Annotated in this window: 23 protein-coding genes; 9 read left to right on the forward strand and 14 right to left on the reverse strand. The window is 61.3% G+C overall.

The window, feature by feature from the left end; translation table 11 throughout:
- Positions 1 to 118 precede the first annotated feature (118 nt).
- The gene (locus ACN0X7_RS12790) at positions 119 to 535 is read right to left on the reverse strand and encodes a MerR family transcriptional regulator (RefSeq protein ID WP_417517815.1); all 417 of its coding nucleotides are present in this window, start codon (positions 533 to 535) and stop codon (positions 119 to 121) included.
- A 315-nt stretch (positions 536 to 850) separates the two neighbouring features.
- Here ACN0X7_RS12790 and ACN0X7_RS12795 point away from each other — a divergent pair, with 315 nt between their 5' ends.
- A complete protein-coding gene (locus ACN0X7_RS12795; protein ID WP_417517817.1) occupies positions 851 to 1,435 on the forward strand; it encodes a DedA family protein in 585 nt (194 codons plus the stop codon).
- A 266-nt stretch (positions 1,436 to 1,701) separates the two neighbouring features.
- On the opposite strand, the gene ACN0X7_RS12800 is transcribed toward ACN0X7_RS12795, so the two are convergent.
- From ACN0X7_RS12800 to ACN0X7_RS12820, 5 genes are read right to left on the reverse strand one after another with little or no spacing between them, the layout of a single operon-like run.
- Positions 1,702 to 2,076, reverse strand: a complete 375-nt coding sequence (locus ACN0X7_RS12800; protein WP_417517819.1) for a hypothetical protein — start codon at positions 2,074 to 2,076, stop codon at positions 1,702 to 1,704.
- A 12-nt stretch (positions 2,077 to 2,088) separates the two neighbouring features.
- Positions 2,089 to 3,522: a mercury(II) reductase gene (merA, locus tag ACN0X7_RS12805; protein ID WP_417517821.1), complete on the reverse strand. Its 1,434-nt coding sequence runs from the start codon at positions 3,520 to 3,522 to the stop codon at positions 2,089 to 2,091.
- Positions 3,519 to 3,779 (reverse strand): mercury resistance system transport protein MerF, encoded by a 261-nt coding sequence (merF, locus tag ACN0X7_RS12810; RefSeq protein ID WP_417517823.1) that lies wholly within the window; start codon positions 3,777 to 3,779, stop codon positions 3,519 to 3,521. Before merF ends, merA begins: the two co-directional genes overlap by 4 nt.
- Before the next feature lies 1 nt (position 3,780).
- Positions 3,781 to 4,125 (reverse strand): heavy-metal-associated domain-containing protein, encoded by a 345-nt coding sequence (locus tag ACN0X7_RS12815; RefSeq protein WP_417517825.1) that lies wholly within the window; start codon positions 4,123 to 4,125, stop codon positions 3,781 to 3,783.
- Positions 4,126 to 4,136: 11 nt separating this feature from the next.
- Positions 4,137 to 4,544 (reverse strand): mercuric transporter MerT family protein, encoded by a 408-nt coding sequence (locus ACN0X7_RS12820; RefSeq protein WP_417517827.1) that lies wholly within the window; start codon positions 4,542 to 4,544, stop codon positions 4,137 to 4,139.
- Positions 4,545 to 4,661: 117 nt separating this feature from the next.
- Between ACN0X7_RS12820 and ACN0X7_RS12825 the strand changes: the two genes are divergently transcribed.
- Together ACN0X7_RS12825 and ACN0X7_RS12830 are read left to right on the forward strand one after the other, a co-directional pair.
- Positions 4,662 to 5,054 (forward strand): MerR family transcriptional regulator, encoded by a 393-nt coding sequence (locus tag ACN0X7_RS12825; protein ID WP_417517829.1) that lies wholly within the window; start codon positions 4,662 to 4,664, stop codon positions 5,052 to 5,054.
- A 4-nt stretch (positions 5,055 to 5,058) separates the two neighbouring features.
- The gene (locus tag ACN0X7_RS12830; protein WP_417517831.1) at positions 5,059 to 5,385 is read left to right on the forward strand and encodes a YnfA family protein; all 327 of its coding nucleotides are present in this window, start codon (positions 5,059 to 5,061) and stop codon (positions 5,383 to 5,385) included.
- A gap of 270 nt (positions 5,386 to 5,655) precedes the next feature.
- Here the strand turns inward: ACN0X7_RS12830 and ACN0X7_RS12835 are convergent, their stop codons facing one another.
- Positions 5,656 to 6,810, reverse strand: coding sequence for a tyrosine-type recombinase/integrase (locus tag ACN0X7_RS12835; protein ID WP_417517833.1), 1,155 nt, complete (start codon positions 6,808 to 6,810; stop codon positions 5,656 to 5,658).
- A 327-nt stretch (positions 6,811 to 7,137) separates the two neighbouring features.
- On the opposite strand from ACN0X7_RS12835, the gene ACN0X7_RS12840 reads away from it, so the two are divergent.
- Together ACN0X7_RS12840 and ACN0X7_RS12845 are read left to right on the forward strand one after the other, a co-directional pair.
- Positions 7,138 to 8,283, forward strand: coding sequence for a hypothetical protein (locus tag ACN0X7_RS12840; RefSeq protein ID WP_417517835.1), 1,146 nt, complete (start codon positions 7,138 to 7,140; stop codon positions 8,281 to 8,283).
- A 78-nt stretch (positions 8,284 to 8,361) separates the two neighbouring features.
- Positions 8,362 to 9,123: an EAL domain-containing protein gene (locus ACN0X7_RS12845; RefSeq protein ID WP_417517837.1), complete on the forward strand. Its 762-nt coding sequence runs from the start codon at positions 8,362 to 8,364 to the stop codon at positions 9,121 to 9,123.
- A gap of 14 nt (positions 9,124 to 9,137) precedes the next feature.
- Here ACN0X7_RS12845 and ACN0X7_RS12850 read toward each other — a convergent pair whose 3' ends face one another.
- Positions 9,138 to 9,683: an RNA methyltransferase gene (locus ACN0X7_RS12850; RefSeq protein WP_417517839.1), complete on the reverse strand. Its 546-nt coding sequence runs from the start codon at positions 9,681 to 9,683 to the stop codon at positions 9,138 to 9,140.
- Between the two features lie 37 nt (positions 9,684 to 9,720).
- Here ACN0X7_RS12850 and ACN0X7_RS12855 point away from each other — a divergent pair, with 37 nt between their 5' ends.
- Positions 9,721 to 10,728: an asparaginase gene (locus tag ACN0X7_RS12855; protein ID WP_417517841.1), complete on the forward strand. Its 1,008-nt coding sequence runs from the start codon at positions 9,721 to 9,723 to the stop codon at positions 10,726 to 10,728.
- A 3-nt stretch (positions 10,729 to 10,731) separates the two neighbouring features.
- Here the strand turns inward: ACN0X7_RS12855 and cysN are convergent, their stop codons facing one another.
- Positions 10,732 to 12,618 (reverse strand): sulfate adenylyltransferase subunit CysN, encoded by a 1,887-nt coding sequence (gene cysN / locus ACN0X7_RS12860; protein ID WP_417517843.1) that lies wholly within the window; start codon positions 12,616 to 12,618, stop codon positions 10,732 to 10,734.
- On the reverse strand, positions 12,618 to 13,520 hold the full coding sequence (gene cysD / locus ACN0X7_RS12865; RefSeq protein ID WP_417517845.1) for a sulfate adenylyltransferase subunit CysD: 903 nt from the start codon (positions 13,518 to 13,520) through the stop codon (positions 12,618 to 12,620). The genes cysN and cysD overlap by 1 nt, the downstream gene beginning before the upstream one ends.
- Positions 13,521 to 13,621: 101 nt before the next feature.
- Between cysD and ACN0X7_RS12870 the strand changes: the two genes are divergently transcribed.
- Both ACN0X7_RS12870 and ACN0X7_RS12875 read left to right on the forward strand, forming a co-directional pair.
- Positions 13,622 to 14,419, forward strand: a complete 798-nt coding sequence (locus ACN0X7_RS12870; RefSeq protein WP_417517847.1) for a crotonase/enoyl-CoA hydratase family protein — start codon at positions 13,622 to 13,624, stop codon at positions 14,417 to 14,419.
- Complete coding sequence (locus ACN0X7_RS12875; RefSeq protein ID WP_417517849.1) at positions 14,419 to 15,279, forward strand: crotonase/enoyl-CoA hydratase family protein; 861 nt, start codon at positions 14,419 to 14,421, stop codon at positions 15,277 to 15,279. Before ACN0X7_RS12870 ends, ACN0X7_RS12875 begins: the two co-directional genes overlap by 1 nt.
- Before the next feature lie 9 nt (positions 15,280 to 15,288).
- On the opposite strand, the gene xth is transcribed toward ACN0X7_RS12875, so the two are convergent.
- The 4 genes from xth to ACN0X7_RS12895 form a co-directional block, all read right to left on the reverse strand.
- Positions 15,289 to 16,056 carry an exodeoxyribonuclease III gene (xth, locus tag ACN0X7_RS12880; RefSeq protein ID WP_417517851.1) on the reverse strand — a complete coding sequence of 256 codons (768 nt, stop codon included), beginning with the start codon at positions 16,054 to 16,056 and terminating at the stop codon, positions 15,289 to 15,291.
- 215 nt (positions 16,057 to 16,271) lie between these two features.
- A complete protein-coding gene (locus ACN0X7_RS12885; RefSeq protein WP_417517853.1) occupies positions 16,272 to 16,886 on the reverse strand; it encodes a class I SAM-dependent DNA methyltransferase in 615 nt (204 codons plus the stop codon).
- The gene (locus ACN0X7_RS12890) at positions 16,883 to 17,161 is read right to left on the reverse strand and encodes an RNA-binding S4 domain-containing protein (protein ID WP_417517855.1); all 279 of its coding nucleotides are present in this window, start codon (positions 17,159 to 17,161) and stop codon (positions 16,883 to 16,885) included. Before ACN0X7_RS12890 ends, ACN0X7_RS12885 begins: the two co-directional genes overlap by 4 nt.
- The gene (locus ACN0X7_RS12895) at positions 17,158 to 19,683 is read right to left on the reverse strand and encodes a helicase-related protein (protein WP_417517857.1); all 2,526 of its coding nucleotides are present in this window, start codon (positions 19,681 to 19,683) and stop codon (positions 17,158 to 17,160) included. Before ACN0X7_RS12895 ends, ACN0X7_RS12890 begins: the two co-directional genes overlap by 4 nt.
- Before the next feature lie 222 nt (positions 19,684 to 19,905).
- Between ACN0X7_RS12895 and ACN0X7_RS12900 the strand changes: the two genes are divergently transcribed.
- Positions 19,906 to 21,042 (forward strand): ATP phosphoribosyltransferase regulatory subunit, encoded by a 1,137-nt coding sequence (locus ACN0X7_RS12900; protein ID WP_417517859.1) that lies wholly within the window; start codon positions 19,906 to 19,908, stop codon positions 21,040 to 21,042.
- Position 21,043 lies beyond the last annotated feature (1 nt).

Raw genomic sequence — 21,043 nt, forward strand, 5'->3', positions numbered from 1 at the left:
CTCGGCACACCGTTACTCAATTCGGTTCGGCATGCTCCAAGGCCTGAATATGCAGGTTCGAGTAACTAGAGATTCAAGCGAAAAATCCGACGTCGGCTCAGCTTGTCGCGATTACCGGTCAGAACTTCTGGGGAGAGTTGGCCAGAGCTTCAACGATGCGGCAGTTGGCGACCAATTCGCCATCACAGGCCTGGATTGTCTCTTCAAGTTCAGACCTCAGGGCTGACATACGCGCAATCCTGAGATCAATTTTCTCAAGATGTGCCTTGGCGATTTTGGTGACATCTGCACAGGGATGATGGGTTTGCCCGGCAATATCCAGCAGTTCCCGCACATCCTTCTGCGAAAATCCCATCTCGCGGCTGTTCCTGATAAACCGAAGCAAACCGAGATGTGTCTGGTCATAGATCCGTGTGTTACCTGGCGACCGCCTTGGTTCCGGGAGCAGTCCAATTTTTTCATAGTACCGGATGGTGGCAGGCTTGCATTCGGTCAAAGCCGCAATTTGTCCGATCGAAAGTTCCGTAATCGTCATCCTGCACCTTGCTCACAATGCGCAAGGTCATGATCGCTTTTCTTAATCGGTGCGATGGCCGTTCGATCAAACATTCAGCAATCTCCAACCAGACGATCATGGGCGCCAAACTATCATGCAGTTGATTCAAACTCGACATCCTACTGCATTTGAGGCCACCAACTGATCGAACCAACATCCTTTAACACGTCGCGAAAGAGACCAATCGATATCTGCCCGAACCAGTTCGGCGACTATGTGAACCTGTCAGGCCTTGAGCCCGTATCCAGTAATCTTGTGGCCCACATTTCGATAGGTTGACCGTTGGAAACTCTGTTGGACTGGATCGAGATCAATCAGAGTTTGGTCTACATCCTCCTGTTTGGATACTGCGCCCTGAAAAGCGGGGCGCTTCCCTTGTTGGCGGGCGTGCTTGCGCATTCTGGCGCGTTGGACGTGGTTCCTGTACTCGCTGCCTCCTTTCTTGGGGGGTATATCGGCGATGAGATGCGTTTCTTCGTTGCCCGGCGCTATGGCGACAAACTCTTCGCCTCCAGGCCAAGATGGCGAGCCTATGTCGAGCGGGCAGCTCAAGTGATGGAACGGTATGGAACAGCCTATGTGTTTCTGTATCGATATCCGAAGGGAATGCGGACGATTGGTGCGCTACCCCTCGGTTTGAGCGAAATCTCTTGGATGCGGTTCACGTTACTCAACGCAGCCTCAGCCGCCTTGTGGAGTGGCGTTCTCGTTGGTCTGGGTTTCTTCCTTGGTGATCAGTTGGCAGAGGCTGCCGAGAGTTGGTGGGGTACAGCCAGTGTCGTCCTTCTGGCAATTTTTCTGATAGCGGGATGGTTTGCTTTCAGAACAATCAATCGCCGGATATTTGCTCACGATTTGAATGCGAACAGAGAGCGTTGATTTTGGACGCAACGGCCGTCGTGGAAATTCAGTCAATGGCAAAAACGCCGGTGCAGTCTTTGACAACTGGGCTGAACATCGGGCCGGGCTGTACCTCGCTTCGTTTGACCAAACCCTTATTGGAAGGATCTTGGCTGTTGGCTGACAATCTCATATCGGAGGACATGCATTGAAAGCCCCTTCGTGTTGCTGATCACGGGGAGCACATCATTTCCTTCATGACGGTATCAGGCCAGAGCAATGATGCCGTCAACTTGAGTCCTGAATCAGGGTCGCCGAAATTTTCCAAGAACAGACTCTGTCAGACACCACAAGCTTCCGCCGCCTATTCCGATTGTCATGCCGAGCCAGCGCCAGCCATCTGGCCCCAACGAAACCACCGAAAATCCGTGAAACGCGACCGGAACCATCATCAGAAGAAAGAATGGTCCGGTGAAGTAGCAGTGAGTGCGGCCACATCTGCGAGCGTTCATCAGGCAGGCCATACCCATCCAGCCGAGCGCCGCCACCCAGATCAGCGTCTTGGGCAAGCTATCCATACCGATTGCCAGCAGCATCGCGGCGCTCGGAAAGCCCCAGGCAATCACGAACCCGATGATCTGGTTCGACCAGTCATTCTTCGTCCTCAACCTTTTTGCCATCCGAAAACCTCCTCACCCGGCGCAGCAAGACAGCTTCGCAACATCTTTGTCGAAGGTTTGTGCCGCCAGTTTCAGCCCCTCAACTGTTGTCAGATACGGAAAAATCGTATCTGCCAAGGCCGAAACCGTCATGCCATGCTGGATCGCAAGAGCCGCTGTCTGGATGCTCTCGCCGCCTTCCGGAGCCAGGATATGCGCACCCAGAATCCGGTTTGTGTCTGCGTCTGCGACAAGCTTGATCAAGCCTCGTGTGTCTCTGGCGGTCAGCGCCCGTGGTACGTGCTCCAAGGGTAGCACCGAGGTCCGCACTTCAAAGCCGCTGGACGCAGCCGCCTTTTCGGTCAATCCGACACTGGCGACCTGTGGATCGGTGAACACGACAGAAGGCATCACCGAAGCGTCGTAGTGCTGCTCTGCGCTCTTGATGGCATTTCTCGCCGCCAGCTTCGCACCATAGGCCGCCATATATACGAACTGGTCGCGCCCGGTCACGTCGCCGACCGCGAAGATCCCGGCGATTGAGCTTTGCATCTGGTCATCCACGACGATACCGCCGCGATGATCCAGAGTGACTCCTTGTTCCTCCAAACCCATCCCATCCGAGTTTGGTTGACGACCAGTTGCAATCAGGACTCGCTCGCCTTGCAGATCAGTTTCATTGCCATCGACCGTGGTCCTCAATCGGACATGGTCTTCCAAGGCCGAAATGTCCTGATACTCGACCCCTGTCAGGATCGTCAGATCTTCGTCCCGGAGATAACCGGTCAGAGCCTCTCCGATCTCGGGTTCAGCCTCTGGCAGGATGCGGCTGCGACAGACAATCGTGACCTGAACACCGGCCCGCGCAAACATCTGTGCGATCTCAACGCCGATATATCCGCCGCCGACAACCAGCAAAGATTCGGGAAGGTTGGTCAGTTCAAACGCCGTCGTGCTGGTCAGATACGGAACAGTGTCGAGGCCCGGAATGTCGGGAATCAGTGGCCGGGCACCGGTTGCGACAATGATCTTGCTAGCGTTCAAGCGGAGGCCGTCTACATCGACACCGCCACCAACAATATGCGCCCGCCCTTCAATGTAGGTGATACCTTCATATTCCGGCAACAAGTCGGCGTATTTGGACTGGCGCAATGACTCAACAAGGCCGTCTTTTTCCGCGATGATCGCCGCCCAGTCACGCACCGACGCTTTGCCTTCGATGCCGGAAAACCGCCCCACGCCGCCATTGTGGACACTTTCCATCGCGCGGATCAGTGTCTTCGACGGCACACAGCCGACATTCACGCAAGTTCCACCAACCGTGCCATGCCCGACGAGAGCTACACGGGCTCCGGCTTCCGCCGCCGTAATCGCCGCTGAGAAGCCCGCCGATCCGGCACCGATAACCAGCAAATCATATTCTGTGTTGATAGGCTCAACGAGCTTTGAGCTGAGGACCTTATTCATTCCACACCTTGCCTTGCCGCCTTTGGCGTATCGGTCTCGCAACAGGAATCGTCTTCGCGCCGAAATTTGCGCCACAAGGCATAGATCGTGATGGCCATGAATACCGCGAGGGCCGGAAGCAGCACATAGTCCAGCCAGCCAAGCCAGGCTGACAGGCCTGTCACACCGAGCAAAACAACAAGGACCGGTGTGAAGCAACACAGCGCGGCAATTACAGTTCCTGCAACCCCGGTCCACATGATCGTGCGGTCCTTCATCCTAACTTTCCTCAGCGAGCGGACTTGCGGGATAGCCAGCTTTCGTCGACGCCTCGGCAATGTGCTCGGATGTGGTTTTGGACGGATCGAAGATTACGGAAGCGGTCTTCGCCTCGAAGTCGATCTTCACAGTCTCGACGCCTTCCACCGCTTCCATCGCGGTCTTCACGGTAAGTGGGCACAGCGCACAGGTCATGTTCTTCACGGCAAAGACGCTGTTTTGGCTGGTTGCGCTCCCGCTTTCGGCGGCATAGGCCTTGCCTCCACTCGGCAGGCTGATAACGCCGCTTACTCCGGCAATGGCCACAAAGCACAGGACGGCAAGGGTTACAGTGAAGTGTTTCATATTCAATTCTCCTAGTAGAGCAGCGGTGCCCAATAATTGAGTGTGGCGGACAAGAGCACGATGAGTGTTGCCACCCACAGAAGTGTCTTGGAAATCCGGCCCGATCTCGGGTCGGCGCAATACGAACCGACCTCGCAGGCCCGCCTTGGCCGGATATAGACATGCCAGAAACCCGCCCCGAGCATCACCAACGTCACGCCAATGAAGTAGGGCTTGTAGGGCTCCAAAGCGGTGAGATGGCTCATCCAGGCACCGCCGATTCCGAGCATGACAAACGCCAAGGGGACTATGCAGCATGATGAAGCCAACAATGCGCCGAACATTCCTGCCCCGGCCAACAGGCCGCCGCGACGATCCTTCGGATCGGCGATGTTGCCATCGTCGCCGTTTGATCGAATATGTTCCTGTCTGCTGGTCATCTATCGCTCGCTTCTTGTTGTGTTCATCGTTCCATGCTACGGTCTGTAGTAACTACAGGCTCAAGGAAAATGTGCGCTGATACCTCATCCACTCCCGAATATGTGACCAGAAGCGGCTTGGCGGCTGCCACCAGGACCAACATTGAGACCATCCGCTACTACGAAAATATCGGGTTGATGCCCGAGCCCAGGCGCGGTGAGAATGGCTACCGCCTATATGGCGCGCCCGCACATCGGCGGTTGAAGTTCATTCTCCGGGGGCGAGAACTTGGATTCAGGATAGAAGAATTGAAGAGCCTGCTCAGTTTGGTGGATGAGGGCGGGTACAGCTGCGGTCAGATACAGACGCTCACTGTCCAGCATCTTGAGAGCGTTCGTGCCAAAATCGACGATTTACTGCGCTTGGAGCAGACGCTGGCGAGTATGTCCGCGCAATGCGAAGGCGGTGAAATTCCAGAATGCCCCATCATAGATGCACTGTTTGCCGAAGACGGCATCGGCACCGACTGAGGCGATGCAAACCTCGTTTCTTTTCCTTGGAGCCGCCGTCGCGGAGATCGCCGGATGTTTTGCATTCTGGGCATGGATACGAATGGATCGCTCGGTGCTGTGGTTGTTCCCCGGCATTGCAAGCCTGATCCTGTTCGCCGTTCTGTTAACCTTGGTTGATAGTGAATATGCCGGTCGCGCCTATGCGGCCTATGGCGGTGTCTATATCGGCTCCGCCCTGTTGTGGCTTTGGGTCATCGAAGACCAGCAACCTGATCTCTGGGATGTCTCCGGTGCCAGTCTTTGCCTTCTCGGGGCACTGATCATCATCTTCGGACCGCGTTCAGCCTGAGGATCATTGAATTGTGCGTGATGTCTTCGAGACTCTGGAACTGGTGCACTTGAATATCAGTAACCAGTTCCGACTTTCGTCCCGATCGGCTTACCTCACCGGTGTTGCAAAAACGGACCAGCCCCGCTGAAACGACTCTTCTTCATCATCTGTCTCCTCATTCTAGGGACAGGGTAACCTCAAATCGAAGGCCTATCTGAGATGCAGCTCAATGGTCGAGTTGACATCATTTCAGCGAACTGGTTGCCTGAAACCGTCTGACACCATAGTTCAGCGAGCCAATTTACTCGCCATGACTTCCGCAGCTTCCCTCAAGGGGTTGTCAGCTAGGTGGGCATACCGCTGCGTCGTGAGAGGGTTTGTATGCCCAAGAAGCCGTCCGACAATGGGCAGGCTCAAGCCACTTGAAACCAGATGCGAAGCATGTGTGTGACGGTTGTCGTGGATACGATAATTGGTAATTCCAGCCTCTCTCAAAACAGCTTTCCAGAAGCGTTTGAGATCCTTGATGGGCTGTCCTGCAACACGTCCGGGGAACACAAGCTCATCGTCCGCATCCATGCCGGCCTTGATTGAAGACAACAATGCCAGAGCCGTACCGGAAAGGGGCAAGTGTTCCGTTCGCTTTTGTTTCGTGTGATGTGAGGGTTTGATCCAGAAACCCCTGTTTAGGTCGAAATCTTGCCACTTTGCAGTCAGGACCTCGCCGATCCGAGCACCGGTGAGCAACTGCAATCGAATTGCGCTGGCTGCTGTCTGGTTTGGGTGCTCATCCAGTGCCCTGGTCAAACGAGAAAGCTCATCTTCGGAAAGCCAACGATGGCGCTTCTCTTCAGGGAAACGCTCCACTCCCTTGGCCGGGTTGTCCGACCGCCAGCCCCAGCGGATCGACAGTTCGAACATCTTGGATAACAGGGCAAGGGTTCTGTTGGCCCGGTAGGGCGTATCTGCAAGGCCGTTGTGCAAGGCCTGAACGTCACTGTGGCCGATTTCCGCTACCAGTCGAGTACTCATGCAGGGAAGGATTATCCCATTCAACATTGAGATATCATTTGCGACACTTTTCGGGCGCTTCTTCGGGCGCGCGTGGTGCGACAGGTATTGGCTTGCGAGGTCGGAGACCGTCTTGCCTTGGCGTGCTGTTTGCTTTTCTGCGACGGGGTCGCCGCCCTGTGCCGCCTCACTCAGCAAGCGCATCGCTTCTTTGCGGGCTGCCGCAAAGGAAATCAGAGGCCCCACCTGTCCGATAGTCTGACGCTTCGAGCGACCGGTTTTCCGGCTGCGGTACTGGATGATGTAGCTCTTGGTCCCGTTGGGCTTCACACGCAGACCAAAGCCCCGCAGAGCTTCATCCCAATGAACAATCTCCACATCTCGGGCAGCGATTTTTTCAACGACCGATTTTGAGAGCTTCAACTTGGGCAAGGCAGCTTCCTACCTATTGGCGGAATGGGTAAGCAGAAGGTAAGCTTTTCATATCGAAACGACAAGTGTTACATCGAACGGTAACTTCGGAATATTGGCCTTAACATCATGTATTTTAGTGATTTTTTTCTGATCTGAGAACGCGAGAGAAATCCGCAGTAACATCGCCTGTAAGACTTTTAATCAGCGGGTCACAGGTTCGAATCCTGTCGGGCTCACCATTTCCCCGCATTCCTGTCGTCGCTACCGCCCGCTGCGTTGCAGACCGCAGGACCCTTTGTTAGGGTCCGCCACACTGTCATACGTAGCGCGCCCCGGGGTATTTCAATGATCCACAATCTGTCCGTCGTCATCCTGTCCGGCATCGCTTTCGGTGCCCTGGCGGGCTGCGGAATGCTGGGTGGCGGTCCCGAACAACAGCCGCAACCGGTGACCCTGCAGAATGCCCCTGCCGACCAACAGGCGCAGGTCGATCCGCAACAGGCGGAATACGACCGGATCATCGCGCGCTATCAGCAGGCGACCGATCCGGCGGAGGAGGCGGAGATCCTGCGCCGGACAGTGACGCTGGCGGAGCAGGGGCATATCCCGGCAGCCTTCCTGGCCGGCAATCTGTACAGCCGCGGCTATGGGGGCGACGTTGACACCCGGAAGGCCTTCGACTGGTATCTGGTTGCGAGTCAGGGGGGCGAAAGCCGCGCCAATCTGGGGCTGGCGCTGGCGGCCCGCGATCTGGACGACCACGGTGGCTACACCAGGGAGCAGGTCTTTCAGGTGCTGGAACTGGCGAACAGACAGCACCCCTCAACCGGCAGTCATGCCAATCTGGGGCGCTTCTATGCCAATGGTTTCGGCACGCCGCGCGACGTCCGGAAAGCGACTGCCGAATTTCGCAAGGCCGAAGCGCTGGGCGCGAAACGCATGGATGCCGAGATCGGCAAACTCTACAGCGATCCGGCCTATCCGGAGTTCGATCCCGAACGCGCGCTCAGCCATTACCGCGCGTCGATGGCAAAGGGAGAAGCGACCACAGGGTTCCTCATCAACCATCTGGTTTCGGGCAGCGTAGAAGGCGTTCCCCGTCAGCCCCGGATCGCGGTGGAGGCCTTGCAGCCGCTGGTCGATCAGGGCAACAAGCGGGCGATGCTGATACAGGGCATCTACCATTCGGATCCTGAATCGCCGGTATTCGATCCTGAAAGGGCGCGCAGGTTGCTGGACACCGTCGGCACCGCGCGGGCGCACCTGACGCTGGCCGAGATGTATGCTCTGGACGGTCGCGCGCAGGATGTGCCGCTGGCGGAGACCTATTACCGGAAGGCGATCGAGGCGGACGACAAGACCGCGCGCTACAGGCTGGCCGTCCTGTATATCCGCAACGGCGGCACCGAATCGCAGGTGCGGGAGGTGTTGCGTCCCCTGTCCGAGCAGGGTGACGAAAAGGCGCTTTCGATACTCGCCCGCTACGGGTGATCCCGGTATGATCTGACACGCTGGCGCGGGACGCGCCAGACAGGCGCAGGCCATTTCCATGGTTGGAGAGGAAGACCGATGTCCGCCGATCTGACCCGCGATTTCCGGATGGCGCTGGAACGGGAAGAGCTCTCGCCCGTCTTCCAGCCGATCCACGCTTTGGACACAGGCCGGATGGCGGGTGTCGAAGCGCTGATGCGCTGGTCCCATCCCGTGCATGGCCGGGTTGAGCCCGATCATTTCATTCCCATGAGCGAGCGCGACGGTTCGATCATCGCCCCGGGGGCCTGGATGGTGGGGCAGGCGCTTGCGGCACTGGTCGGCTGGCGCAGGCATGTCCGCCGGGCCGACGATCTGTTCGTTGCCGTCAATCTTTCGCCGGCGCAGCTTTCCACCGGCGATTTCGCCCGCGATTGCGAACGGATGCTGGCCGACAGCGGTCTGTCGCGGACCGATCTGCATCTGGAACTGACCGAGAGTTCGCCGGTCACGCTGGACGGCGCGGTCGGGCAGATCGAGGCGTTGCACCGGGCAGGCTTCCGCCTGGCCATCGACGACTTCGGCACCGGGTTTTCATCCCTGGCCTATGTCCACAAGCTGCCCTTCAGGACACTGAAGATCGACCGCTCCTTCGTCAGCGATCTGCCCGATGTTCGCGAGGCGCGGGTCATTGTCACGTCTGTCGTGCAACTGGCGCATGATCTGGGCATGGAGGTCGTTGCCGAGGGTGTGGAGACCGAAGCCCAGCGCCGCTTCCTGATCGGTGTCGGGTGTGATTTCGCCCAGGGCTATCTCTACGGCAGGCCCATGGTCGCTGAAGAACTGGGCCGGATGATCTGATCAGGTGATCGGTCTCATTTTCCCTGATGGCGTCGGACCGGTCCGCCGTGCCGGTGCTGCGGCAGTTCGCCCGGAGTGGTTGCGTTGGTGAGCGGACGGACGCCGAACTGCCCGTGTGTCATCACCCGGTCGTACATCACGATGGCCCCTGCCGTGGCCACATTGATGCAGAACTTGGTCGGAATGCGGACGATATGGTCGCATTTTTCCAGCAACTCACCTTCGATGGAACCGCGTTCCGGGCCCAGCACGTAGGCGGCGGCCTTGGGGTGATGGAAGCGGGGCAGGTCGATGGCGTCGTCGGTCAGTTCGACCCCGACCAGCTTGCAGTCGTTGGGCAACTGGAAGTCGGCCGGGCTGTCGTATTCGTACCAGGGTATGTTGCGGGGCGCAGCCGACGTGTCCGACTTGGCTTTCCGCACCCGGTAGGTCGCGTCGATCGTGAAGACGAAACTGGCGCCGAACGCATGTGCGGTGCGGAACAGATTGCCTGCGTTCATCGGTTTGGAAAACCGCCACACCCCGATCCCGAAATAGCCGCGCACCGATTCATGCTCCATAGTCGCCCTGGCGAAGCTATGGACCGGGAGAGGGTGAATGACAAGCAGCAGCGGACCGATCGAGATCGCGGCGACGCGCGGCGGGGCCATCGAGAGCGTGCACCGCGTTCACGCCGTTGTCGCCGGACCGGACGGCGATGCGACTCACGTTTTCGGCGATCCGGACCGCGTGGTCTTCCCGCGCTCTTCGCTGAAGGCCATCCAGGCCTTGCCGCTGATCGAGACCGGTGCCGCGGATCATTTCCAGTGCACGCCACAGGAACTGGCGCTGGCGTGCGCCAGCCACGAGGGCGAGGCGATCCACACGCTGACCGTCAAGAACTGGCTGGTGCGGCTGGAGATGGATCAGGATGCGCTGGCCTGCGGACCGCAGTGGCCGCGGCTGGAGGAAGACAAGGCCACCATGATCCGTGCCGAAGAGCTGCCGGGCAGGGTGCACAACAACTGCTCCGGCAAGCACAGCGGCATGCTGACGACCCTGCGGCATCTGGAGGAAGATCCGGATGACTATGTGACGGTTTCGCACAACGTGCAGAAACGAATCTTCGAAGCGGTCGAGGCGCTGTCGGGTCAAAGCCTTTCGGGTGCGCCCGTCGGCGTTGACGGCTGCTCGGCTCCGAACCCGGCACTGCCGCTGGCTTCGCTCGCCGTCGCCGCCGCGCGCTATGCCGAGGCGGCACCGGCGCGCGTGGGGGCCGTTCGGGCCATGGCCTGCCGCCGTTTTCTGGATGCGATGCTGCAGGCGCCCGAGATGATCGGGGGAACGGGGCGCTTCGACACCGACCTGATCCGCGCCTTCAACGGACGGGTGTTGAGCAAGACCGGCGCGGAAGGCTTTTACATGCTGTACCTGCCCGAACAGAATCTTGGCGTGGCGCTGAAGGCCGAAGATGGCGCATCACGTGCCTCGACGGCCGCGGTCTGGTCGGTGCTGGAGCGGCTGGGCATGCTCGATGGCCAGGTCGAAATGGCCCTGCGGCCGCATTGCCGTCCCGACATACGCAACTGGGATGGTCTGGTGACGGGCGATGTCCGGGAGGTTTGAGGTCTAACCGTTGCGCGAAAGCCATTCGATGATCTGGTCCGCCATCTCCTCGGGCGTGTGTTCGCCGCCCTTCAGGACGATCTCTGCGTTCTGCGGCACCTCATAGTCGGAATCGATGCCGGTGAAGTTCTTCAACTCACCGGCACGGGCCTTCTTGTAGAGACCCTTCGGATCCCGCTGTTCGCAGATCTCAAGCGGGGTATCGACGAAGACCTCGACGAACTCGCCGTCTTCCATCAGGTCACGCGCCATCTGACGCTCGGACCGGAATGGAGAGATGAACGACGACAGCACGATCAGGCCGGCATCGACCATCAGGTGCGCCACCTCGGCGACGCGGCGGATGTTCTCGACGCGGTCGGTGTCGGTGAAGCCTAGGTCCTTGTTCAGCCCGTGGCGGACGTTGTCGCCGTCCAGCAGATAGGTGCGCTTGCCCATGGCGTGCAGCTTCTGCTCCAGAACGTCGGCCACCGTGGACTTGCCCGAGCCCGAAAACCCGGTGAACCAGAGCACGCGGGGCTTCTGGCCGAATGCTTCGGCGCGCACCGTCTTGTCGATCTTCATCTCGTGCCACTTGACGTTGCTGGCACGGCGCAGGCCGAACTCGACGACGCCCGCGCCGACGGTGCGGTTGCTGAACCGGTCGATCAGGACGAATGCGCCGCTGTCGCGATTCTGCTTGTAGGGATCGAAAGCGACCGCGCGGTCCAGCGCCAGCTTGCAGTAGCCGACCTCGTTCAGCTCCAGCACCTTGCCGGCGCTGTGGCCCAGCGTGTTCACGTCGATCTTGTGGGTCAGGTCGGTGATCTGCGCCGTCGCCTGGGCGGTCGCAAAACGGATCGCATAGGTCCGTTCCGGCAGCATCGCTTCCGAATCCATCCAGACGATATGGGCGGCAAACTGATCGGCGACGTCCGGTGCCTGATCCGGTTTGGTCAGCACGTCGCCCCGGCTGATGTCGATCTCGTCGGAAAGCGTGATCGTGACCGCCTGACCCGCCTGCGCCTCGTCAAGGTCGCCCGACGGGCCGACGATGCGTTTCACGGTCGATTGACGGCCCGACAGGGCGGCGGCGACCGGGTCGCCCGTCCGGATGCTGCCGGAGATGATCGTCCCCGCAAAGCCGCGGAAATCCAGGTTCGGACGGTTCACCCACTGGACCGGCAGACGGAACGGTTTCTCGACCTCGTCGTGATGAACCTCGATGTTTTCGAGCAGGCTCATCAGGGTCGGGCCGTCATACCAGGGCGTGTGGTCCTGTTTCTCGAAGACATTGGCGCCGGTCAGGGCGGACAGCGGAATGGCCCTTATGTCGGGAATTTCCAACTGGGCAGCGAAGTCGTGATAGTCGGCAACGATCCGGTCGAAGGTCGCCTGATCGTAGTCCACCAGATCCATCTTGTTGACCGCCAGAACCACATGCCGGATGCCCAGCAGGGACACGATGAAACTGTGACGGCGGGTCTGCGTCAGCACGCCCTTGCGCGCGTCGATCAGGATGATGGCCAGGTCCGCGGTCGAGGCCCCGGTGGCCATGTTGCGCGTGTACTGTTCGTGACCGGGCGTGTCGGCGGCGATGAACTTGCGCTTGTCGGTTTCGAAATAGCGATAGGCGACGTCGATGGTGATGCCCTGTTCGCGTTCGGCCTGCAGCCCGTCGACCAGCAGGGCCAGATCGACCTGCTCGCCCTGGGTGCCGTACTTGCGGCTTTCGGTTTCGGTGGCCGAAAGCTGGTCCTCGAACACGGTCTTCGAATCATAGAGCAGACGGCCGAGCAGCGTGGACTTGCCGTCATCCACCGATCCGCAGGTGATGAAGCGCAGCTGATCCTTGGCTTCCTGCGCGGCCAGGAAGGCGTCGATATCGATGGGGGCGGTCGTGTCGGCCATCAGAAGTATCCTTCCTGCTTCTTCTTCTCCATCGAGCCGATCTGGTCCTTGTCGATGGCGCGGCCCTGACGTTCCGACGCGCGCGACTGCAGCAGTTCCAGAATGATGCCGGAGACATCCTCGGCGTCGGATTCGACGGCCCCGGTCAGCGGGTAGCAGCCCAGCGTGCGGAACCGGACCTTCTTCATTGCCGGTTTCTCGCCGGGTTCCAGCGGCATGCGCTCGTCATCGACCATGATCAGCATGCCGTCGCGCTCGACGACGGGCCGTTCCTTGGCGAAATACAGCGGGACGAGCGGGATGTCCTCGCGCTGGATGTACTGCCAGATGTCCAGCTCGGTCCAGTTGGACAGCGGGAACACGCGGACGCTTTCGCCGGGTGCGACACGCGTATTGTAGAGATTCCAGAGCTCCGGCCGCTGCGCCTTGGGGTCCCAGCGGTGCGCCTTCGAGCGGAAGGAGAAGACGCGTTCCTTGGCGCGGGACTTCTCCTCGTCTCGACGTGCCCCGCCGAAGGCCGCGTCGAACCTGTGATGGTTCAGGGCCTGCTTCAGGGCCTCGGTCTTCATGATGTCGGTATGCAGCTTCGACCCGTGGGTGAAGGGGCCGACGCCCTGTGCGACGCCTTCCTGATTGATGTGCACCATCAGTTCCAGCCCCAGGTCTTCGGCCAGCCTGTCGCGGAACTCGATCATCTCGCGGAACTTCCAGGTCGTGTCCACGTGCAGCAGCGGGAAGGGCAGCTTGCCCGGGGCGAACGCCTTGATCGCCAGGTGCAGCATCACCGCCGAATCCTTGCCGATGGAATAGAGCATGACGGGATTGCGAAACTCCGCCGCGACTTCCCGGATGATGTGGATGCTCTCGGACTCGAGGCGGTCGAGATGGGACAGGTTTTTCATATTCAGGCGCATTCCCGCAGATAGGGAGACAATTGGAACATCGAAGTAGCGTCGGCTAGCCTAAGATGCAAATGGCTTGCCGGAATTTGGGGGAGGGTGACTTGACTGTCCGAACGGAAAAGAACGGATCTGTGTGGACGATCATCCACGCGCGCGCCGAAGCGCGGAACGCGATGGATCCGGAAAGCGGGAAAGCGCTCTATGACGCCTTCGTCGCGTTCGATGCCGACGACAGCGCCAGCGTCGCCGTGTTCTGGGGCGAGGGCGGGGCGTTCTGCGCGGGCTGGGATCTGAAACATGCGGCCAGCCTGCAGGGCGGGGAACGGTTGGCAGAGCTTGAGTTCTCCGCCGATGAACCGGGGCATGTTGCCGGTCCCATGGGGCCAAGCCGTCTGGAACTTTCCAAGCCCGTTATTGCGGCGATCGAAGGCCCCGCCGTCGCGGGCGGCATGGAGCTGGCGATGTGGGCCGACATGCGTGTGATGGGCGAAAGCGCCTACATGGGGGTCTATTGCCGCCGGTGGGGCGTGCCGCTGATCGATGGCGGAACCGTGCGCTTGCCGAGGCTGGTCGGCGAGGGCCGCGCGATGGACCTGATCCTGACCGGACGGCAGGTCATGGCCGACGAATGTCTGCGCATCGGGCTCTGCGAGTATGTGGTCGAGGATGGCGGCGCACGCGGGAAGGCAGAAGAACTCGCGGCCGCTATCTCCCGTTTCCCGCAGATGTGCATGCGGGCCGACCGGGCTTCCGCCCGCGCACAGCACGGCCTGGCCGAACGTGCCGCCCTGCATCAGGAGTTTACCTGGAGCGCGCCCATGGTCGGCGCGGAAGGCGTGAAGGGGGCCGCCCGGTTCGCTGCCGGCAAGGGCCGCGGCGGCGACTTCGGAGACATCTGATGGCAAAAGTATCGTTCGAGAAGGATGGCCGCATCGGCCGAATCACCCTCAACCGCCCCGACGTGATGAACGCGATCGACGATGATCTGCCGCGTGAACTGTCCGAGGCTGTCGCCCGGGCAGATGCCGACCCGGAGATTCACGTGATGGTCCTGTCCGGAAACGGACCGGCCTTCTGCGCCGGCTATGACCTGACCCACTATGCCGAGGGCAACGGCACCAACGAGGTGACGCAGGAAATGCCCTGGGATCCGGTCAGGGACTATCAGTTCATGTGGGCGAACACGCAGCACTTCATGTCGCTGTTTCGCGCGTTGAAGCCCGTGATCTGCAAGGTGCACGGTTTCGCGGTGGCGGGTGGCTCGGACATCGCGCTGTGCGCGGATCTGGTGATCATGGCCGAGGATGCGGAGATCGGTTACATGCCCGCCCGCGTCTGGGGATGTCCGACGACGGCCATGTGGGTCTATCGGATAGGCCCGGAGAAGGCCAAGCGGATGATGTTCACCGGCGACAGGATCACCGGCCGCGAGGCCGCGGACATGGGTCTCGTGCTGAAGGCCGTGCCAGCCGCCGACCTGGATGCGGAAGTCGAGGCCCTGGCCGGTCGCATGGCCACTGTTCCGGTCAATCAGCTGGCCATGCACAAGATGGTCATCAATCAGGCCATCGAGCAGGCGGGCATCACCAGCACACAGCGCCTCGCAACCATTTTCGACGGGATCACCCGCCATTCGCCCGAGGGGCTGAACTTCAAGGCGCGGTCTGAGGACGTTGGCTGGAAACAGGCGGTCCGCGAACGGGATCAGGGCACGTTCGACTGGACGAAGAACAGGCCGATCAACGGTCCTGAGGGCTGACGGGCCGGATCAGTCGATCTCGATCCAGGCCGGCGTGTGATCGGACGGGCGTTCCTCGCCGCGTGGATCGCGATCCACGCCGCTGGTCACCAGCCGGTCCGTCACTTGCGGAGAGAGCAGAAGATGGTCGATGCGCAGCCCGTTGTCCTTCGGCCAGGCACCGGCGGTATAGTCCCAATAGGTATAGAAGCGATCCTGCGGGTTGTGCAGATGGACCGCATCGGTCAGCCCCAGGTTGATAAGTTGGCGATAGCGGTTGCGGCTTTCCGGACGGCACAGCGCATCGTCGGCGAAGCCTTCTGGATCGAACACATCTCCATCCGTCGGGCAGACATTGTAGTCGCCGGCCATCAGGAACGGCGTTTCATCCGCCAGCAGGTCTTTCGCGCGTGCGATCAGGCGGTCCATCCATTGCAGCTTGTAGTCGAACTTGGGGCCCGGCGCAGGATTGCCGTTGGGCAGATAGAGCCCGCAGACGCGTATGCCCCGGATCGTCGCCTCGATGTAGCGGGCCTGCTCGTCCGTGTCGTCGCCGGGCAGACCGGTTGTCACATCCTCCATCGGGTGCTGCGACAGGATCGCGACCCCGTTGTAGGTCTTCTGACCGTGTACCGCGACGTGATACCCAAGTTCTTCGATCTCGGCTGCGGGGAAGTTCTCGTCGATGCACTTCAGTTCCTGAAGGCACACGACGTCAGGCTTGAAGGCACTCAGCCAGCCTGTCACGCGCGGCAGGCGGGCCTTGATCGAATTGACGTTCCAGGTGGCGATACGCATGAACGGCCCTCGCATTCTCGGCGGTGGCCGGCGGATTGCCGACCTTTCGTACCAGCCTTAGGCCAAAGCGTTCCGCGATGCAAAAGGATGGTCAGGCGGGAACGATGAACCCCTTGCCGGTGGTCTGGGTGTTGAACAGCCGATAGGCCTCTTCGGCTTTCTCAAGCGGCCACGAATGCAAAAACAGGGCGTCCACGTCCAGATTCCCATCAGGCTCAACTGCCTGCTCGGCTTTTCGCCAGCCATATCGAGTGCTGATCGCATTCGGGATCCTCGGCGACATAGCGGCGCAGCAGGAAGCCGTTGTCCTCAAGCAGGCGAGCATATTCGGCAGGCGACAGGCTGGCCGCATAGATCCTTTCGTCTTCCATGGCACCTGCGGTCTCGCCCGCTTCTGGTCCTGTCGCCATCAGCAGGGCCGTTCCGGCATGGGCATGCCGCCTGAAAATCGGAAACATCGACCTCTGGTCGTCATGCCTGAGGAGAAAAAGACTTCCGAAGGCGATGATACCGTCGAAAGTCTGCGCCAGATTCAGCGTGCGCATGTCGCCTTCGCGCCAGTCCTGCGCCGGGAACCGTTGCCGCGCCATATCGAGCAGTCCGGATGAGGTGTCGACGCCCGTGATCCGGCATCCATGTTCGATCAGGTAGCACGCAATCGGCTCGCCCATCCCGCACCCGAGATCCAGCACATGCGGCCTGTTGGATGGCAGTTCGGCCAGAAAGCGGTCCAGCCAGACTTTCTCGAACAGACTGCGGTTGCGGAGCCTGTCAAATGTATCGGCGCGGCGCCGGTAGATGCCGATGACCTCATCGGCCAGGTGGCTCATTTTTCGTCCGCCGTCTCCAGGTCGCGATAGAGCATCTGGGCCTCGGAGGCGGAGCCACGACGCTCCGCAATTGCGGTAACCTCGATCACGCGCACGTTCTGGGATCGCGGGAAGGTCAGCACGTCACCTGGCCGCACCACCTGACTGGGCTTGCTGACGATCCGCCTGTTGATCCTGAAACGGCTGCCCTTGATTGCCTTGACCGCCAGTGTGCGGCTCTTGAAGAAACGGGCGTGCCAGAGCCAGAGATCGATGCGGATCGCGCTTTCTGTCATTTGGTTCTCAATTCCATCAGGGCTGCGAAGGGCGAGTCAGGGTCGACCCTGACGGCGGGTTTGCGTTTGCGCTGTGGCGGCGGTTTGCGGGCGGCGGATGACTTCTGCGCATCGCGCGTGCGCCGTGGCCTGTACTTCATCGGTGAGTCGTCGGTCGAGCGTTCGGTCACATATCCCAGCCCCGCGAGGACGGGCAAAAGCCGCTCCGTTCCGCCGCCGAGCAGTGACAACAGTTCGTGCGTCGCTTCGGCCTCCCCCTTGCGGGCCGCCTTGTGAGCCATGGCGGAGATGCGTTCCAGCATGTCGACACGGACCGCGACGGAGCCCATGACGCGATAGCCCGCCCGTAGCAGCCGGGATGTATCCGCCTTCCGGTCCACCTCGAAGGAGACCAGGCCCGCGTGATCCAGCGGCACCTTGCCGGGCGCGTCGCAGTCGAAGAGGATCTGCCGCCATCGCGTCGGTTCGGGCTTCAGAAGGGCGGGGCAGAAGATCGTGTTGTGCCCAAGCTGGATTCCCCGATACTTGAAGCGGCCATAGTCCTTGGCGTCGAACTGCCTGATGTGGTCGGCAACACGATCCCGGCGCAGCACGCCGAGATTTTCCACCAGCTGATAGGCGACGCCGCGTGCCGAGGGGCTGAAGGGGCCGTCTTCCAGCCCGATCAGCGGCCTGAGGAGACGCTTGATCTGCCCGTCCAGCCATGTCTGCAGGCGGCCCGTCAGCGCCTCCAGATCGCGTTCGTTCAGTTGATCCCCCGAAATCAGCGTGGCAGTCGGTCTGAGCACGTGCGGACCCTTCGATATCCGGGCGATGGACTGGCCGTTCCAGCCGATGCTGGCATCGTCGTTCAGGGTGAACGCGGCGTCGTCGGATCCGATGATCTTGCGTGCGCGTGCCGAAAGCGCGCCGGCCAGAACCTGATTGACGGCGGCCTTCATGGCCTTGTTGTTCAGCACGGACCGGTCGGCGACGAAGCGCAGACCCTCAAGCTGTCCGACGAAGGCGCCATCAACGGACACCGCACCGTCATTGTCGATCGCGGCATTCACGGTTTCCGCATCCCTCAGTCTCTTCACCAGCGACGCGGTACGCCGGTCCACAAACCGCTGTGTCAGCTTGCCGTGCAACGCATCGGACAGCTTGTCCTCGATGACCCGCGCACGCTCCTGCCATTCGACAGGGTCGTCCAGCCAGGCACCGCGGTGCGAGATGTAGGTCCAGGTGCGCACGTGGGACAGGCGGGACTGCAGGGTATCCAGATCGCCGTCCACGCGGTCGAGATGCTCAAGCTGGCGCGCCATCCAGTCGCGCGCGATGACCCCGCCGCCGGTCAGCTGGTCGTAGATGCGGCTCAGCAGGCGGACGTGGCTGTCGTGCATGGTCTTGCGGAAGTCGGGGATCTGACAGACATCCCACAGCTGGATCAGGTGCTCGCGGTTCGCTTCGGCGAGCGCCTTGATCTCCGCGTCCTTCAGCAGGGCTTTCAGGGTGCGCAGGTCTTCCGGCTGGCGCGGCGGTGCGAGCCAGGGAAACGGCGCAGGCGATTCCAGCGAGCGGAGCAGTTCCCGCGGGCTGTCATAGTTCAGCCGCGCCGAGCGCCAGCGGAACTGGGTCAGGGTCTCGAACTGATGATTCTCGATCGCCGTCACCAGTTCCTCGTCGAACTCCTCGACTTCGCCGGTCACACCGAACGTGCCATCGGTCATGAAACGGCCCGCGCGTCCGGCGATCTGTCCCATCTCCCCGGTCGACAGGCCGCGCCGCCGGGCACCGTCGAACTTGCGTGCACCGGCGAAGGCGACATGGTCGATGTCCATGTTCAGGCCCATGCCGATGGCATCCGTCGCGACCAGGAAATCAACCTCGCCCGCCTGATACATCTCGACCTGCGCGTTGCGCGTGCGCGGGCTGAGTGCGCCCAGCACCACCGCGGCCCCGCCACGCTGGCGGCGCATCAACTCGGCGATGGCATAGACATCGGTCGCGGAGAAGGCGACGACGGCGCTGCGGCGCGGCAGGCGGGAAAGCTTGGACTTGCCGACATAGGACAGTTTCGACAGGCGGGGCCGTCCGGTCATCATGGCGTCGGGCAGCATGCGCTGGATTAGGGGACGGGCGGTTTCCGATCCCATGAACATCGTGGTCTCGACGCCGCGCGCGTTCATCAGCCGGTCGGTGAAGACATGGCCGCGTTCCGGGTCCGCCGCCAGCTGGATCTCGTCAACGCCGACGAAATCGAACGACCGGCCCATGGGCATGGCCTCGACCGTGCACAGGAAGTAATGGGGATTGGCGGGAATGATCTTCTCTTCGCCCGTGACCAGGGCCACGTTGGACCGACCGACCTCGTTGCACACCCGGTCATAGACCTCGCGCGCCAGCAGGCGCAGCGGAAACCCGATGATTCCGCTGGCGTGAGTCAGCATGGTCTGGATGGCGAGGTGCGTCTTGCCGGTATTGGTCGGCCCCAGCAGGGCGACCGTATGACCGCGCAGCGATGAAGAACCTTCAAAGCTCATGCCTGAAGTGTCGGATCGCCCGGATGCTGGTGCAAGTGTCATCGCGCATGGTCCAGTATTTCTGCGGTCTACAGCGCGATATAGTGTGGCGGTTTCATGACAACACCTCAAAATCATGCGAATCGCCCGCCCCGCCGGCTGCCTGGCGGGCCGTTCCCAATTGTCGCGATGCGGGTTTCTCCGTTGCCACGTGCGCCCGACTTGGATACCAGAAGCCCCGCTATGAACGATGCCATGCACAAGGCGCTGCTGCCCACCGGGCTGACAGACGCGCTCCCTGAACAGGCCGAGGCTGAACTCGATGCCGTCCGCTGTCTGATGGACGCGTTCCGGGGCAGGGGATACCGCGCCGTGAAGCCGCCGTTGCTGGAATTCGAGGAAAACCTGCTGACCGGGCCGGGGGCGGGCCTGACGTCGCAGGTCTTTCGCCTGATGGATCCGATCTCGCAGCGCATGATGGGCCTGCGCGCGGACATGACCCCCCAGATCGCCCGCCTGTCGGCAACCCGGCTGGCGGATGCGCCACGGCCGCTCAGGCTGCGCTATGCCGGACAGGTTCTGCGCGTTCGTGGCGATCAGCTGCGCCCCGAACGCCAGTTTACCCAGGCGGGAATCGAACTGCTGGGCAGCGACGCCATCGCGGCGGAGGCCGAAGTGATCACGCTGGTGGTCGACGCACTCCATCAGGCCGGCCTCAGGAACCTGACCGTCGATCTGACCGTGCCCGCGCTGGCGCCGATGCTGCTGCGGGGCCGGGGATTCGATGAGGCGACCGTACGCGCGGCGCGCCGGGCGCTGGATGCGAAGGACGCGGGCGAACTGAAGACACAGATCGGCGATGACAGGGCGGCGTTTGCCCTGCTGGAAGCGGTCGGCATGGCCGATCAGGCCGTTGCCCGGCTCGCGAAGCTGGAAGTGTCGGGGCAGGCAGGTCAATTGATCGCCCGGCTCTCGGATCTGGTCGATCTGATCAACCGGGTCGATCCCGATCTCGCGCTGACCGTCGATCCCGGTGAATATCGCGGGTTCGAATATCAGAGCGGGATCGCCTTCGCCATCTTCGCCGGCGGCGTGCGCGGCGAGATCGCGCGTGGCGGGCGGTACGAGACGGACGCCGGGGAGACCGCCGTCGGTGCCACTGTCTATCTGGACGCCGTGGGGCGCGGACTGCCGGACCCGACTGGCTGGACGGCGACCTACGCACCCTACGGGACCGCGGAAGTCGAGATCGATGCCGTGCGTGCCGCCGGACACACGGTGGTCAGCGGACTGGAACCCAAATCCGATGCGGAAGCCGAGGCCCGTCGTCTGGGCTGCGATCACATCATCAAGGAAGGCCAGGCCGTCAGGCTGGGCTGAA

The organism is Minwuia sp., assembly GCF_048263705.1.
Lineage (GTDB): Bacteria > Pseudomonadota > Alphaproteobacteria > Minwuiales > Minwuiaceae > Minwuia.